This is a genomic window from Pusillimonas sp. NJUB218, assembly GCF_003788685.1.
In the GTDB taxonomy this organism is placed as follows: Bacteria; Pseudomonadota; Gammaproteobacteria; order Burkholderiales; family Burkholderiaceae_B; genus Neopusillimonas.
Map to the genome: position 1 here is coordinate 16,774 of NZ_NQMK01000008.1, position 15,741 is coordinate 32,514.

A 15,741-nucleotide genomic window follows, 5' to 3' on the forward strand; every position below is an offset into this window, starting at 1 on the left:
TCAAGTTTTTTTGCTGATGGCCCGTACTTTCTCGAAGTAGATGGGTAGCCAGTCTTGTGGGTTATTGCCGCACTCGGCGCGTGCTGCCTCGGCCAGTAGCGCCATGTCTTCCGATCCGGAGAAAACGAGCAGGGCATCGGGGCAGGTTGATAAGTCCAGTTGTGCTGTCACGATGGCTTCGCCTTGCTTGACGACAAAGCGACGGCTGAACTCGCCCAGGTTTTTGATCAGGTCGAACTCGGCCTGGTTGAGCTTGAAACCTTCGATGTACTCTTCGGCCGTTGCCTTGGTGTTTGGCAAGTAAACGCAGGTCGCTGATTGCTGAACCAAAGACTTGCCCACGGGGTTGTCCAAAATGGCACCGGGCTCCTGGGTGGCAAAGATGAACACACCGTACTGTTTACGAATCGTACGTGCCTTGTTTTGCATCATTTCCTGGAAGTAGGGCACCTTGAGCGGGTGCTGCACCTCGTCAAACACGTAGGCAAACCGGCGACCGTCAATCATCGATTCGGTTCTGTAGATCAGATAGGTCAGTGCGGCATCACGAATCGGCCCCGCTTCAAGAAGCTCGGTCAAGTCAAAGCCAAACAGATCGTGGTGCGTTAAATCCAGCTCGTCCGTAGGGTTGTCAAAGACCCAGCCGTTTTCGTGACCGACACACCAGCGTTCTAGACGTTCGCGCAAACTTAATGAGTGACCATCTTGTGATGCCGCCGAAGGCATGAACTGCAAAAGGGTTGATAGACGCCGATCAGGTCGATCAACAAATTGCGTCAACTGCTCAATGGCCTTGGCAATGGCGCGTTGATCGTACTGAGAGGCCCCCTTTTCCTCATGGCTCGCCAGAAGGTTGGTGAGCTTCCTCATGAAGACGATGTTGCGATCGGTTGGCTCCAGCTGTAGATAGTTCCATCCGGTCGGCTTGCCAAGCTGCAGGGCAAAGTATTTGCCACCCATTGCGTCAATGGCTACTTGCAGCCCTCGGTCTTTATCAAATACGGCGCAGGTGTAGTTGAACTTGCGAGCTTGGGTGATCAAATGCCCAAGCAGGACGGTTTTCCCTGTGCCAGACTGTCCAATTAACATCGTATTACCCAGACGCTTTGCCCCCGTTTCATCTGTCTCTGCCAGCGACGTATGAAAATTGAAGAAGTAAGGCGTTCCACTATTGGTTTTGAGCATGGTGACCGCGGGCCCCCAGGGGTTTTCATTGGGCTTGCCAAACAGGTAGTTGTGCAGGCCTGAAAAACTGAGGAAATTGAGCGAGGAGATCGCGGCGGGCCTAGGGCGCCAATACCAATTGCAGGGCAGTTGAGCGCGCCATGCGGCCACCAGTGCACGATCCACCGGCCGCGCGATGATCATGTTGTCGCTTAAGACCCCAATGGCATCTGCGGCATAGCGCAACGTTTCATCACTCGTTTCACCGAAAATCATCATCGTGGCATGGTGATCTCCCATAATCATTTTGCCCGCAGCCAGGTCATCGAGCGCCAATCCAATTTCGGCGATCTGAGTTTTGGAGTCGTCCCCAGAGTCGCTTAGCCAACGGCGTTGCCGAACCAGTGCCGCACGGCCCTCGGCGCGAGACATCGCGCAAAAGGACTGGGTGAGGATGAATTCAAATGGCAAGGTGAGCAGATCATTGAGGTGGCCGGGCGGGTTGCTGGATGGGTAGTCCCTGACCTCGATCATCGTGAAGCGGCGTGTGAAGTCCGTGCCGCGCAGCTCGCCTTGTGCGCCATGTAAAGAAAAGAGCGGTCGGGCTGCCGGCAGGTAATTACATAAGCGTGAGTCGAGCACCGGGACGGGTTGCTTATGGCCGTTGAGCAACAGGCCCAGGAACTCGGCGGGCTCAGAAAATCGACCATTACCGCGTTCAACGATCTCAAGCAGTTCACCCGAATAGCGCTTCAAACTACTTTGAAGCTTACGGTTGATGTCGTCCAGTTGCTCGATCGCCTTGGTCTGCCAGGCCTCGATGTCTTTGGCCGATCGGCGCTCCATGCGAGAAAAGAACTTCATGGAGGAGTCCACCATCATGCGCAGGCTCACCGTCAAATATAGGTCGTTGACCATGGGTGGCTTGCCTTCGAACATGCGCCGATAGGCTGCATCGTGCTCGCGCGAGAACCAGTCGGGGTACTCGCTTTGATGGTACTCCATGGCGCGACGACGAATCAGGTGGGTATATAGGCCAATTCCGTTTGGAAAGCTGCGTAGCACGTTGTTTAACTCTTCACGCCAGGCAGCCATTTGTGCCTGGGAAAAGCCTTCAAATGTGCGTCCACCAATACGCCACACGGAAAGATACTCCATGGACTTTGTCGAAATGATCGTTGGCGTGACGTGGTGGGAGTAGGGGATATGCTTGGCGAGCCCGGGTTCATAGCTCGGGCGCTGAAGGTCTGCAGGATGATTCATATATCTGAGTCTTCCCTTTGCCGGCACCAGGCGCGACGACGGTGATACGGCGTGGGTGTGAATGAAATGGCGTTCCAAAAGCGCTTGTTCGCCGCGAACAACTTGGTGCGAACCCATAGTTCCAGCGTCCAAAAGGCGCGATCGTCGTGGCGGCTGATGATGGCCATGATGGGGTAAAGGACGGGTATGAGCAGCAGTAGCCAAATCGTGAACATGGCCAGAAAACCGACAATGCACATCATGATGACGAAGGGGCGGGCAGGTACCCCGCCTTTGATCGTGGCTACCCGAGTTGCCCCTTTGAAGAGGCGTACATGATTCTCGGGAATCGCTGAAACGGGTGTGCTGTGAGTGTCGGTGTTCTGTGCTTGTGGCTTGGGCGCAGCCATCAGAACACCAGCTCAATGACGCCACCAGCAACCAGGCCAGCAAAAATTACGCCGCCCGTCCACATATACAGCGTGTCTTTGCGGATCAAGTCCATGCTGTAGGCTGCACCCAGCAACCCGCCTGCGATCAGACAAACAACGGGAATGATCAGCCAAAGCCAGTCACGAAGCTTTTCCATTGTGGTTGTGGTTCGGGTCAACCCACCTGATGTTTGCGCCCAGCTAAGCTCGGGCAAGATGAGTAGCAGCGCGGCCAGGCCAAGAAGAACGAGCACCTTGACGGTTGTTGCGGGGGACAGGCCAAAGTTTTTGTTGGTGTGATGTGTTGCGGTCATAGTGGTGTACATAAGTGCCTCAATAGGGGGTAAGGCCGATGACACAGGTCAATCGGCCAATTCAATGAAAATGGAAATGGGTTGTGCTGATAGCCTGGGTACGGCTAACGGACGTGGTTGGTGTTGATAAGAATTGAGCCAACGGATCGACGGATCGGTTGCGCACTTTGAAAAGCATCTGGCCGAGGCTGTGAAAATGCATCTGGCCGAGGCTGTGAAAACGCATCCCCAGTTTGGGGTCGGGCGTTTGTGGTGGGTTCGGGCGCTGCAGGTTGTGGCTTTGTGTTTGGTGAAACCGTCGACGGTGCGCTGGTCAATGCGGGAACCTTCAAGCCGGCACCAGCGAGTACTTTGCGCACATAGCCATTTTTAAGACCGTAGGTGTAGTTTCCCGTGTTGTAGCAACTTAGCGCGGCATGTAGGGCCGCCTGTCCCTGATGTGTCTTGCTTGCCCCCTCATAACACTGCACAAGCACGCGCTGAGCAGCTTTTAGATTGGTGCAGGGATCAAAGACATTCTCAGGAGTAATGCCTAGCCATTTCCAGTTGGCGTTATTGATTTGCCCGTATCCAGCGTCAAAGCTTGCGCCTTTTGCCTGTAATTTACGCACCTCCTCAATAGCCTCTTGGCGAGATTTAGGAAAGATCGAGCGGCCAGGTTTGCCGTTAACGCCAATGGCTAATGGGTTAAAGCTTGATTCGTGCCGAACGATGGCCGCGATGGTCGTAACGTGAACATCTGGCGCACAGGTTTTGGCCAGTTCAATAAATTCGATCATGCGAGCCCTCACCAATCGCTGTAGTACTGTTCCCGCTCTCGCTTTCTTTTTTCTTCCAGCGCGGCCTGGTACTTAACGAGTTCGGCGTCATATTGCCCGGGTTCAACCCAATAGCCGCCGTCCTCAGGTTTACCGACGTATCTTGGCCGTGTTGCGTTCAAATCGGTGTAAGCGTGTTGAGTGTAGGCGCTGCAATACCCAGGCTGAGTATTGTCAATCTCTATGTAGTCCCGACCTCGTCGATCCGTTTTGTAGGTTTGCAGCGCCAAATTTAATGAGTCAGCATTGCATCGGCCGGCACCCTGCGATATCGCCTCGACAAGAGAGGCCATTGCGGGTGTTTGGTTCGCTACGGGGCATTGCTGCAAGAAATTTAGGCGCGCGCTTAAGGTGTCAGAGAATTTTTTCTTATTGATACCGAAGTAGTGCGATAGCGCTGGGCTGCATGCGCCAATGGAACCGCCTGCGCTTGATGACAGGCAAAGCAGCGCTTCACATGCCAGGCGCGTCGTGCCAGTAAAAAGAGCTTCATTGTCTGATTGTGCATGTACATTGCCGACGGTCAGCGCGCTGGCAAGCATCAGCATACGAGCGGCATAAGTTTTGAGTGAACTCATTTGGTTTATCTCCAAGAAGCATTAAAGCTTTGAGCGCAATAGAAATTGTTTCATCAAGCGGGGCAGCATATTTTTGCTCCACCCATCCCTACCGTGCCGTAGGGGTCTAACTCAATGCATCGATAGCCACCGATGTAATAAGTAGACCAAGTACATGAGGCCCACCAACTGTTAGGGCTTTGCGTAGCGGGTGGCGTGGGCGCAAAACTTGATATGGCTCGACACGCGCCGCCCGTATAAACGTAGCCGTACCCGCAAGTAGCTGCAGATTCAGACCAAATTGATTCAGGTTTTTTCCAGATACCGGAGCGACAAGAGAGGATCAAGCCTGCTGCATCACGACCGATCAAGCCATTAGGAGAGCACGCTTGCCCTTCAACGGCGATGCCAACAATATGCATGTACTCACCCGATCTGATACGACCGCCTGCCGATAGATTGCCCGATTGGTCGACACTGGCCAACTCAGATGACAATGTGCTGTTCATCCAGCGGTACTTGCCATTTTGATTCTGCAACCAGATGCTTTGACCGTTGGCTGCGGTCATCTGCATGCGTTGACCTTCACCGGTGACCCAGTTCAGCGAAGCACTCTGATTCCACACGCCGTTTTCACAAAGCATGGGCGTACCGGCCGCATTGCGGGCGATCGCACCATCAGGACTGCAGGCGGTGGCTTGTGTGACGATTCGCGTCAAGTGTGCCTCGGCCGTCTGGACAACTTCAGCGTTCTGGATCGAGCTTCCCGCCATGTCGATGTCGGTATTCATCTGGTTGACTTCAGGACGTCCCGGTACCGCGTTTCGGTACAGGTAATCTGCCAACATGCCGGCGTCGCTGTAAAACATGCCCACGGCCAGATGTCCGGCCCCAGGGTTAGCACCAAAAGCATTAACTGGCACCTGCCAACCACCGTTATTGCCGATGGCCAGCGCAGGGTCACTTGATCTAATGCTGCCACCTGCTTTGAGTTTGCTGGCGATCCGAAGTAACTCATGATCAGGAATCGGCTGCCCACCCTCGGTTAATACCATTGGTTCAAGGACATTTCGCTGATTGGCGCCTGCGCCTTGCGTAACGTATCGGATGCGCAAGCTATACCCTTGAGAATATGGGTTCAGGTCTGAATGCGCTTGGCTTAGGTAGCCCATATCACGAAGGGTGATCGTTGTGATGGTGGTTGCCGGGCCGTTTAGGGTTAGGGCATTGGTCAGCGGCGCATAGTTCTCTTGAACATACTGAGCCGCCGCCAGGCTGACTTTCTCCAGGTGTGCGGCCGTTTCATTGACGCGGGGCGTAGCCCGGTACCAAGCCATTGATTCGCTGAAGCCTTGATAGACCAAAAATAATATTGCGACACTGGCCAGCATTGCACCCATGCCAAAGCCGGCCTGGTTGCGCGGTTGAGGTTGGGTGATGCGGTTTAAAAATGCCCGCGTCAAAGTAGCGCATGGATTCATACTGGCAATCTCTAAGTAATGGTTCAGAAGCCGCGCACCCGTCGCGAGGCTTGAAAGGCAATGTCGTCGTTTAGTGCCATGAAGTTGCCGTCTCGGATCTTGCCGATGATGCCGCTACTGGCTGGATTGTGACGATCGACAAGCAGGCATCGAGGGGTGTAGCGAGCAACAGGTTCGCCCGAAGCGGTTCGGGTGTAATCTTTGGTTAAATGAATGACGCCTGCCAAGGTCATCGCCAGTCTCGCGTTAGCTTCAGCGCTGCTGGCGTTATCAGCCCTGAGATAAGTTTGATACTTATCCAATGCCTCTTCGGCCGAGGAGGCATGCATCGTGGCAATCACCGGCATGTCGGTGTTGGCAATATCCTGCGCCTCGATAGCCGTTCGTGATTCTCGAATCTCTCCGATCAATACAAAGTCGGCGCGTGAGCGGCGCACACGTTGCAAGGGAGCGTGATAGCCGCCTGTCTGGGCAGAAACAGGTACTTGAACAACACGTCCGTGGCCGCAGCGACCTGCCATGCGGACCTCGCCGGCAGGATCTTCAAGAGCAATACCCAGACCGCCCAATTGATTAATTCGATGACAAAACAGGCTGGCCGCAGTGGTGGTTTTACCCGTTCCAAAGCCGCCAGTCACCAGAATCAGTCCCTGCAGCTTTGGTCGGATGATGAAGTCAACAAAATCCTTCGGGACGGAAAGATCGGCCAATGGCCGAACTTGCGCATCGATCCGGGATAAGAACCACACCGGCTTATCTTCCAGGTTCATTGTGGTCACCCGAAAGCGTAAGCTTTCATGTTGCAAGGTGAATTCCGGGGCCTTGAGATGCTCTTCTAAACACCTGGCTCGGATAGCATTGACATCAGGGCCGTGTGAGCCCTGAACATCAATCATTTCAGTGAGGACAGGGCCTTCGACCTTGGCTTCGCAGAAGTCCATGCCAAGCACAAGGTCGACAAAGCGCAAATTGTTCAAGCTACTCATAGTGTCAATAGGCGATAAAGGTCAGGTCTGAGTTTCCCGATGCCGCGCAGGTCGGTAGCGGTGCAGCAAACTCGCCGCTATCGGTAGCGCGAGCCAGAAAGCGATCGCATGCGTTATCAGGGATGCCGTTGTACTGAATTTCTAATTGACTGGCCGTGCCCGAAACGACTACGGTGCCGCTCCAGCGATTTCGAACGGTGCCGCCTGACTGGCCGCCAGTCATGTTCCCAAAAGCCCGGATGCGTTGCAGTGCAGCGTTGTCCACCGACGCGTACGAGCCGTTCGTTTTGAGGGATTTGGCGCCACTGACGATCGACATCAGATTGGTGCTTTCGATCGTGACCGAGTAGCTGTTGGTGATATAGCGATAGATCCCGTAGGTAGCGGCTAGCGCGAGTGCCACCAGGGCGATCGAGCCCATGGCAGGCAGGGTGAACATGCCGCGTTGGGTCTTGGCAGGTGTCGGGTGGTTAAGAATGAAGTGATTCAAGTTCATGGTTTAAACCTTTTAGCGAAATGACATTGAAATAAGTTCAAAAATGGTGCTCATAAGCAGGGCGATCCACAAAAGCACCCAAACCGTGCCGATGCTGTTGGCACGTTTGGAATACTTTTCGATGAAGTAGGTGGTGTCGTCTAGCCAGTTTTCGGCGTATTCGATCAGGGCATCAGCAAAGCCCGATTGCGAACTCATACTTTCCAGAACCGGTAACGCCTCCCAGTCCGGAAACTCGTGGCCCGCATGACGAAACGATTCGCCCAGGTTGTAGCCTTGACGAACGCCGTACATGGCCGCGTTGATCCGGGATTTAAGGTAGGGGGTAGCGGTGCTGGCCAGGATGGCCAGCGCACCTTGAAGCGGTAGGCCGCTCTTTTGCAGAACAGCAAACGAATATAAGAACAGCGCACCCTGGATGCGCCGATAAAACGACCACGGGGCAAAGCGATCGGCTTTGGTGCGCCAGGCACCGCACCATCGAGGTAAAGACCATGTGATCCCGATGGCCAGCAGGATGGGCACGGTGATGGCGAACAACCAGTAATCGTGCACCGCCTGCGCTGCAAAAATGGTCAGTTGCGTTAATGGGCTGTAAATATCAGCTCGGGTGATCTCCATACTGGGTAGGACAACGCCAGCGATCATGTATAGGATACCCATAAGCCCCAGGATCAAGAACAATGGGTAGGCAAAGGCGCCGATGATCTGTCGCCACATTCCGCCTTGCTGGCGGGCAAACTTGCCGGCCATCTGACAGGCGCCTGCCAAATTGCCAGACGATTCTCCCGCAGCCAAAATGGCGCCCTCGGCTGAAGGAAGCCAGTCACTCAAGGCCTCAGAGAGTGGCAGATTGCTGTGCAAGATGCCGGTTTGTGCCACTTTGGCGATGGTCGGTACAAAAGGGGGCCGTTTGGCCCCGAGTAGCGCCGCCACGCGATTGCCCATGCGTTGTCCGGCCGATAGGTGCGCGCCAAAGGTATCGGCCAGTTTGCGCAAGGTTTCTAGCTTTCTGGCTCCCGCACGCTGATACAGGTACATGGCCCGGTAAAAGTCGATCCGTTGCTCACGTTTGAAGGCTTTGCGTCTGGCCCTGGCGTTCAAGAATCGGAAAAAATCATTCAAGTGCTATCTCCCCAGAGGTGGGCGTCAGCGTCCAAAGGCGAAACAATGCGTTCGGCATCTGCCGGATCGATCAGTCCCTGGTTAATCTTTTCGATCATGTGAGCCGCTTTGGTGATGCCGCCACGCTCCCTGACCCAAAAGCGCCGCATGGTTTGCGCGCCCTCATTTCGAAACTTAGTCAGTAGGGCGTGATCCGTTGTCATCACTTCGGCGCAGACGGTACGAACACGTAAGACGCCGCGATAGCAGTGATCGCATCCAGAGAAATTACGCAATCGAACCGTTTCGGCGGTGCAATGCGCTTTGATTCGTTGCACAAGCCCCTGGGCTAAGCCAGCCTCACCTCGGGTAAAAGTGACGCTGCAGTGAGGGCACAGTTGCGGCACCAAGCTTTGGTTTGCAAAAAGCCTGAAAATCTCCGGATCGCTTAAATAGCCCATTTCAATGCCAGCCTCTTGCAAGCGGGTCGGCACCAAGGTGGCCGAGCTGGCGTGCAGCATGCCCCAGGTCAGGTGGTTGGTTAGTGCGCTTTTCAGTGCCGCATCCATTGTTTCGCGAAGGCGAAGCTCACCAGCGATGATCCAGTCCGGGTTCCAGCGCATGAGGGTCTCAAACCCGGCAATCCAGGCCTGGCCCTCGGCTTCACGGCCCAAACCTTTGCGAAGTACCGCCTTTTGCACCACCCCGTAAATTGGAATCTCTGGCGGATCTTCTAGCGCGATAACTTTGCGACGGCAACCATCGAGCTTCTGGCGAAGCCCGATAAAGTTAGCCAGTGAGGTTGACTTACCCGAACCGGTCGGACCACTAAAAAGCGCGATACCCGATGCGTGTGCGGTCACGTCATTAATCGCGTCGCTTTGCGCTTGGGAAAAACCGAGCTTCACCAATGAGCGAGGTTCACCCAGGTCATAGTGCAGCCGAAGTGCCATGAAAGGGCGCTCTTCGTCAGTCGGCCCGGTCGACACTCGCACCTGATGCAGCCCCAGGCCGCTTGTGTGGCGCTTTGCAATTCGCCCGCTTTGATCCCGGGTTGGGTCGTAGTGCGGGTCTGTTGCCTCGGACATCGAGTCGTACATCGTACGAATCAACTGTTTGGCCCGTTCAGGCTTCATGGAGAAGCGGCGTTCGATGTCACCCACAATCCGATAATGGATTTCAGCGCTATCAGGATAGACCTCAATGAAAATATCTGAGGCCTGTTCTTTAGCTGCCTCGGTAATCATCGATATGGCATAACTCTCCTCAGCCGTGCGACGAAGTCCCGCCAGACCGGTGGCCGTTGGATCTGCAGCGGCCGTGTACAACCGCTGAATTTCGCTATAAGGCACTTCATAGACCGTGTGATACGGCACGATCTTGCCTTCTGAGAGTGCCTTGCGTCGATCCAGACTGGCAATGTAACTGCGCACCAGCATATCGCTGCGGGCGTCTTCAGTCAGGTAAAGCACGCCGTCATCTGTGAGCGCGGCTTTGGCGCGCACTGCCGGCAGAGCATGGTAATCATGGTCGTCGATGGCTGAGACCAGGACGAGGCGATCAGGCGCGTCAGTCGTGTTTTGTGTCAAGGCCTCGGACGTATCAGGGGCTAGGTGCTCGAATTCAGGAAGGTCAAGAGTTTCTGATGTGTTTAGACCGGCTTCTACCAGCGTATTCATTGCAAGCGTCCTTGTGGAGGAGGTACAAAAGAGGGTGGCATCATGGCCGCCGGCGCACTGCTCTGACCTTGTGTGGGTGCGCCGCTACTAGCGGCGGTCAGGTCGATGAGTGCATCGTTGTGCTTGAGCTTGACGCCGTTCTCGTCGATTTGGGCGACGGTATAGCCACCGGGGAGTAATTCGCCGCGAGAGACAATCACCGACGAGCCGTCGTTTAAGTACAGCTTGGCTAACCAGCCAGAAGCGGTTGAGCGACGCCATGCCAGTTGCGGCAGAGTGGGGTTAGTCAGGTCGGCGGTCTGCGCTGCGCTATCAAAGCGGCCCAGTTCAGCACGCTGCTTTGCTCTATTGGCCATGGCTTTAAGCAAAATCTCTTCTTGCAAGATAGCGTCAAGGTCGCTGACCGTTACCGGCGGCTTTTCGGTTTGGGCGTGACCGAGTGTTGGTAGGGCCATACTGCCAAAGAGAACCAGCAGTAAGTGGGCGGTGTGTTTACTCACCATAAAGTTCACCTTTTAAAGTCCAGTTCAATTCCCCATTACCGCCAAAGGCCAAGCCAATTTCTTGCAGGCGAATGCCCGGCAAGTTGAAATCGGTCAGAAGCGATGTCGGGTTACGGGGCGTGGATTTGATTGACCAGCGCATTGTTTTCCAGTGCGGGGCAGTTAGTTTTGGGTCTTGCACGTTCGGCGGTGGAGCGTAGCCTGGCGCCGGCGTGGAGGTTGCTGGGCTGGTCTCAAAAGGAACCAGACGCTCTTGCCACCAGCTCATAAAGGCGGCGCTGCGCATGTTGAGTGGGGCCAGGGGGTCGTCGCCACCAGCAGGCATAGCCATCGGCCAGTCCACTGTGCCCAGGTCACCGTCAGTGGAAAATTGAACGCCAACGCCGGTACGCCAGCGCTGAGCCGCTTGAGTAAAGCCGCGAACCGTGCGCCCGTCTGTTCGAGCAAATGAGGCACTGGCTGTTTTGGCCGAACATTGGGCGTTGAGTAATACCCAACCATCGAGCGTCAAAGGGAGTTGTCCGATGGCGTCAGAACAGTGCTTCGCCATGGTCTGTACCGCAGGCTGTGAAGTCCAGGGGCGCATCAAGGACAAATCAGAAGCGCTTAAACCGACTTGACCGCGCAAGCGTTCAAGCTCCTGCGCGCGAGCAAGGGCTCTTTCTTGCGCAAGCCGCGCATGATGATGTTCCCAAAGTCCCCAAGCGATTGCCGCAGCCACAAGGAGTAAGCCCCAAACAATCCAGGTAGCGAGGTTCTGGTCGCTCAGTGTTAGGCGTTGGCGTAGGCGGTGGCTACGCCGAATGTTGGGGAGCAGGTCGGCAAGCGCAACTGGCGTGGCGTCGGCCCAAAGCTCAGGTGGTGCATACACAACCAGTTCGCCTGCGCTGACACTGCCTGAGAGCGAGTTCCACAGTTCCTGGATTTTGTCTTGTGCCTCTTGGGCATCGAAGACGGCGTCAGAATCGGGAACGATGGCATTGTGCAGTGCAGCGGCTAAGGCGAAGCGGCCATCGGGCAATGCAATGGCGGCAATAAAGGTTGCGCCAAGACTATCGGCCGCTACCGCCGCCAGCGAGACGGTACCTTTTTTGGCACGGCCCCCGCGCACCACGAAACCCGCTTGTACGACATCCGTATGGCGACGAAGTAATACGACCTCAAGCGCCTGTTGGGTGCGTTCGCGCTCGCGTCGCGCAATCTTCTTTGCCTCTTGCATGTAATTCTGGCTGCCGGGCAAGACTTGCCAGTACAAGCCAGAAACGAGGATGCGGCGCCCCACCTTGATCGGGGTGACGCCTTTGACAGTTTTAAAGAGAGTGACCGGTTGCGTCATGTCGCTGTTGTCCTGCAACGCGCCCGCGTTGCCAGCCGACTAAAGCATCAAGACGATGCTCCCATTCGGTATGGCGGCGGGCAAAGGGATAGAGAAAAGAGAGTGGGGCGATTGCAACTGTCCGTTGCGCGCTACGCCTGCGCTGGCGGGGACGGCCGTCCCCAGAATTGCCATCAAGTCTGGCTTGTCGTCACGCGGTGTGTAATAGACATAAGCATTGGTCGAATCAATCAAAGCGTGCAATTGCGCTGAAGGGGTGAACCAGTTGGGTAAGCCCAGCGCTGCGAGGTCGACCGTGCCTAATTCGGCGGGGTTGTCTCGTCGGTAAGCGGCCAGTGCGTTGCGTACAACGAGCAAGTCACTTCCTAGCGTGCGTGCGTGAGCCTCTTTGTTGAGCGCTTGTGTTGATCGACCTACCTCATATACCTTGTCCTGAATCGTCATGACTATAAGAAGAACCAGGAAAAATACCGGCATGGCTAACTTTCCTGCTGCGTTGGCATGATGCGTGGCGAAATAATGATGACCAGCACACGGCGGGTTTTTTCACGCGCACCACCGCCCGTTACAGCCCAGGCCGAGGTTCCACCAATGCCTTGCTTATTTGACGATTCGCTGGCTTCCTGAAAGTCTGAAATCACTAGCGTTTGGCCAGAACGCATCCCAACCCGTTGCAAAAAGGTTTGGCGATCTACCGACGCGGTATATTCCGGCCGCTCGGGGTTGCCGGGGACCATCTCAATGCGAGCCGGTGGCGACATGTTCAGCGAGAACTGAAGGGTTAGGTGCTCGTCGTGAATGTCAGGCAGAATGTCCATGGCAAACCCTGTGACCACGCTGCAGAGCGTTGTCGCCTCAGTCGACCCGACTTGTGCCGTGTTGGTTTGACTGCGGCCGCACACATATTGGCGCTCGTTAGTCAGGTGGATCGGGGTGGGCTGCAGGTGTTGCGTTGTCACACCCCGCTGACGCATGATGGACACGGCCCCTTGTTTGGACAGGGCGCTCAGAATGGCCTGGGTGCCGCCAAACTGGCCTGCGCGCCCGGAAGCGGTATCCAAAATGCCGAATCCCACACTGGCTGAGCTTTCCAAAGGAGAAAATCCGTTAGTGAATCCGGCACCGAAGCTACCGTTCAGTGATCGCCACACCATGTTCCAGTTAATGCCCAAACTGTCCGAGTCGGTCAGCTCTACGGAGGCGACCGTCACATACAGCATGGCTTGACGGGTCATTCGGGCGTTGGTGTTCTCAATATATTGGCCGATCCGATCCAAGACATCGGGCGTGTCGGTCACGGTGATTGTGCCAATAGAGGGAGAAAAGGCTTGCTGTCCGACCCCAGGGGTTAGCATGGCCTGCACCGCACGTTGGACATCAGCGCCAAAGCGCGATTTGATGCTCATTAAGGTGCGTTGCGATGTCTCAGAGGTTGTTTCGCTGGCGCTAGTGCCGTTTGCGCTACCGCCTGACCCAGAGGTCAGGCTTGCGCCGCTGGTGACATTGGCTTCTACATCGAGTTCAGAGGAAAGGGCGACACGAAAAGTTCGCGTGTCTAAATAGTGGATCACGACCGCATTGTTGCGATACGACCAGGACAAGCCCAGTTGAGAGGTCACCACATCCAGCAGCCCAGACAGTGGTTTGCCCAGCCATCGAAGCGGTTGAATCTGGCGCTCACCACTGGTGGAAAAGGCAAAGTTTCGGCTGGTTGGCGCATTCGCTCCAGGGACCATCGCAGCTGCGGGCGACCCCAGCGAGGGCACCATCGGCACAGTGCCCCCCATGGCGGGGGTAGCGCTTGTTTGAATTGACCCGCCTGCTAAGGCTGCCCAGGCGTCTTGGCTGATACGGATGGGCAACTGACAGTCGGCCGCTACGATTTGTGTGAAATCCACCAATGAAAGGGGCGCATCAGCAATCAGACGAACCCGGCAGTCCTGTGCGGCCGGAATTTTCTGGGTTCGTTCGGTGCTGGGTTTGATTTGCTGGGTTGAGATCCAAGGCTCGTCAACCTTAGTGATGATTTCTCGTCCCTCTCTATGGGCATCGATTTGCTCTAAGGCGATGTTGAAGGCTTCTTGAGCAACTTCAGGCGCATCGTCAATGCGCTTGTAAGCAGCACACCCCGAAATAATGGCAAGGCACAGCGTTGATGCGACCAGGCGCACAACCGGCCGATAAGTAAAAGTAGACATGGGCTTATTAATCCGTTGGAACTTTCACGACCAGTACCTGGTTGGCATAAGCCGTGACGTTAAAAGAGCGCCCCGCGTCGCGGTAGGCGTTAAAGACGTGCGATGCGGCCGCCAGAAAATCCGGTGCCTGTATGGAGAACGGCGCTTCGATTCGGTAGTCTGCCTCGCTGGCCCAGCGAACAATCCATCCCTGATCGGCCCCCCAGTTGCTCAGCATTTCACTCAGGGTCATACCGGCTTGTGCGGACCACGTCAGTAGCGGTGGCGCGGGTTCAGGTTCAGGTACGGGTTCAGGTTCGGGCAGTGCTTCAGTCTTGGGAGCAGCACTTTCAAGATCGTCTGTCTTATTAAGGGGTACAGCCTCGGGCTGGTTGCCTTGCTCGACTTGGCCTGGGACAGGTTCGCTGTTTGAGTGCGGTGTGGCATTTGTATCTTGCTGCTCTTTGACGCTTGTTCTTACGCTTGAGCCTTGATCCGTAGCTTTTGCATCGGAGGGGAGGCTACTGGCTATATATAAAGGCGACTCGCTTTTGACCTCTGCCAGACTTACTGGCTGTGCGTTTGCTTCCTTCGGGGGGTTCAATTCGGGCAAAGCTTCAACAGCCAATTTGGGTTCGGGCAGTGCGGCTTTAACCGGTTGCTCGGGCCAGCTAAAGCTGACACGCTCCAAGGGAAGTCGGGAAGCAGAGCTGTCCAGTTGTTCATTTGGATTGAATGTCAGTAGTACAGGCCAAATCGCAAGCGGCTCCTCTGATGCTGAAGGCTTCGCAACTTGAGTGCGCTCTTCTATTAGAGGCGGTTGCGATGGCACCTCTATAGTGGCTAGGGGTGGAGCTACGTTGCTCTTTGCCCCGCTGGCGTCACTGGGTGCCGGCGTTGAGGGCAGGGCGATGAGTTCTGGTTGGGTGGGTTGGGTGGGCGGTGGGCCTGCCCATGGACGGGGATTTGGTGCAGTCAGATTGATCGGTATGCGTTGTCCCTCTACAGGCTTGGGCGGTTTTTTTGGTACGAATCCGCACCCGCCGACGAGCGTTGCCGCCATCAACGCTGCAGCCTTGATGTGCAATTGCATCTAAATAGCTCCGGATTATTAGGGCAAGACCCGTGACGAGTTACGTTTTTTGGTCTTGGGAAGGTCGCCAGGGGGTGACGCCTGATCGGGTTAGCTCGGCGTGCGCGGCTCGAACGTCGCCTGGCTTACAAATGTGTCGCAGCAAAAGAACGACCTCAGCCACGGCTGGCCATAAGTCAGTGGGTACATCGCTAGGATTGTCCAGAATCGTTAGGCGAAGTTGAGCGATTTGGTCTGCAACATCGTTTTCGTTCACGCTGGCCAGGCGCAGCCTCAAGTACTCAGAAAGACTGATACCTAGCTTTGTGGCCGCAATGAGGTAGTGTTGATGTTCCTCGTCAGACATTCGAATTGATATCA

The 15,741-nt window shown here is 55.5% G+C and carries 16 protein-coding genes; all 16 read right to left on the reverse strand.

What is annotated here, in order from left to right; translation table 11 throughout:
• The gene (locus CHR62_RS10935) at positions 1-2,427 is read right to left on the reverse strand and encodes a VirB4 family type IV secretion/conjugal transfer ATPase (protein WP_123660967.1); all 2,427 of its coding nucleotides are present in this window, start codon (positions 2,425-2,427) and stop codon (positions 1-3) included.
• The gene (locus CHR62_RS10940; protein WP_123660968.1) at positions 2,424-2,816 is read right to left on the reverse strand and encodes a type IV secretion system protein VirB3; all 393 of its coding nucleotides are present in this window, start codon (positions 2,814-2,816) and stop codon (positions 2,424-2,426) included. Before CHR62_RS10940 ends, CHR62_RS10935 begins: the two co-directional genes overlap by 4 nt.
• The gene (locus CHR62_RS10945) at positions 2,816-3,151 is read right to left on the reverse strand and encodes a TrbC/VirB2 family protein (protein ID WP_123660969.1); all 336 of its coding nucleotides are present in this window, start codon (positions 3,149-3,151) and stop codon (positions 2,816-2,818) included. Before CHR62_RS10945 ends, CHR62_RS10940 begins: the two co-directional genes overlap by 1 nt.
• Positions 3,152-3,255: 104 nt before the next feature.
• Entirely contained in the window at positions 3,256-3,930 is a 675-nt protein-coding gene (locus CHR62_RS10950) for a lytic transglycosylase domain-containing protein (RefSeq protein ID WP_123660970.1), read from the reverse strand.
• A gap of 8 nt (positions 3,931-3,938) precedes the next feature.
• On the reverse strand, positions 3,939-4,547 hold the full coding sequence (locus tag CHR62_RS10955) for a TrbM/KikA/MpfK family conjugal transfer protein (protein WP_123660971.1): 609 nt from the start codon (positions 4,545-4,547) through the stop codon (positions 3,939-3,941).
• A 53-nt stretch (positions 4,548-4,600) separates the two neighbouring features.
• The gene (pilV, locus tag CHR62_RS10960; protein ID WP_123660972.1) at positions 4,601-6,007 is read right to left on the reverse strand and encodes a shufflon system plasmid conjugative transfer pilus tip adhesin PilV; all 1,407 of its coding nucleotides are present in this window, start codon (positions 6,005-6,007) and stop codon (positions 4,601-4,603) included.
• A gap of 23 nt (positions 6,008-6,030) precedes the next feature.
• Entirely contained in the window at positions 6,031-6,984 is a 954-nt protein-coding gene (locus CHR62_RS10965) for an ATPase, T2SS/T4P/T4SS family (protein ID WP_158609122.1), read from the reverse strand.
• 13 nt (positions 6,985-6,997) lie between these two features.
• Positions 6,998-7,489 (reverse strand): type 4 pilus major pilin, encoded by a 492-nt coding sequence (locus CHR62_RS10970; protein WP_233574968.1) that lies wholly within the window; start codon positions 7,487-7,489, stop codon positions 6,998-7,000.
• A gap of 12 nt (positions 7,490-7,501) precedes the next feature.
• Positions 7,502-8,614, reverse strand: a complete 1,113-nt coding sequence (locus tag CHR62_RS10975; RefSeq protein WP_233574969.1) for a type II secretion system F family protein — start codon at positions 8,612-8,614, stop codon at positions 7,502-7,504.
• Positions 8,611-10,272: an ATPase, T2SS/T4P/T4SS family gene (locus CHR62_RS10980; protein ID WP_123660974.1), complete on the reverse strand. Its 1,662-nt coding sequence runs from the start codon at positions 10,270-10,272 to the stop codon at positions 8,611-8,613. The genes CHR62_RS10975 and CHR62_RS10980 overlap by 4 nt, the downstream gene beginning before the upstream one ends.
• Positions 10,269-10,775: a type IV pilus biogenesis protein PilP gene (gene pilP / locus CHR62_RS10985; protein WP_123660975.1), complete on the reverse strand. Its 507-nt coding sequence runs from the start codon at positions 10,773-10,775 to the stop codon at positions 10,269-10,271. Before pilP ends, CHR62_RS10980 begins: the two co-directional genes overlap by 4 nt.
• On the reverse strand, positions 10,765-12,111 hold the full coding sequence (pilO2, locus tag CHR62_RS10990) for a type 4b pilus protein PilO2 (protein ID WP_123660976.1): 1,347 nt from the start codon (positions 12,109-12,111) through the stop codon (positions 10,765-10,767). Before pilO2 ends, pilP begins: the two co-directional genes overlap by 11 nt.
• Positions 12,112-12,150: 39 nt before the next feature.
• Positions 12,151-12,588, reverse strand: coding sequence for a type IV pilus biogenesis protein PilM (gene pilM / locus CHR62_RS10995; protein ID WP_123660977.1), 438 nt, complete (start codon positions 12,586-12,588; stop codon positions 12,151-12,153).
• Positions 12,589-12,590: 2 nt separating this feature from the next.
• Positions 12,591-14,309 (reverse strand): PilN family type IVB pilus formation outer membrane protein, encoded by a 1,719-nt coding sequence (locus CHR62_RS11000; RefSeq protein WP_123660978.1) that lies wholly within the window; start codon positions 14,307-14,309, stop codon positions 12,591-12,593.
• Between the two features lie 7 nt (positions 14,310-14,316).
• Positions 14,317-14,979, reverse strand: coding sequence for a TcpQ domain-containing protein (locus CHR62_RS15650; protein WP_158609123.1), 663 nt, complete (start codon positions 14,977-14,979; stop codon positions 14,317-14,319).
• A gap of 442 nt (positions 14,980-15,421) precedes the next feature.
• Entirely contained in the window at positions 15,422-15,727 is a 306-nt protein-coding gene (locus tag CHR62_RS11010; RefSeq protein ID WP_123660980.1) for a hypothetical protein, read from the reverse strand.
• Positions 15,728-15,741: the final 14 nt, after the last annotated feature.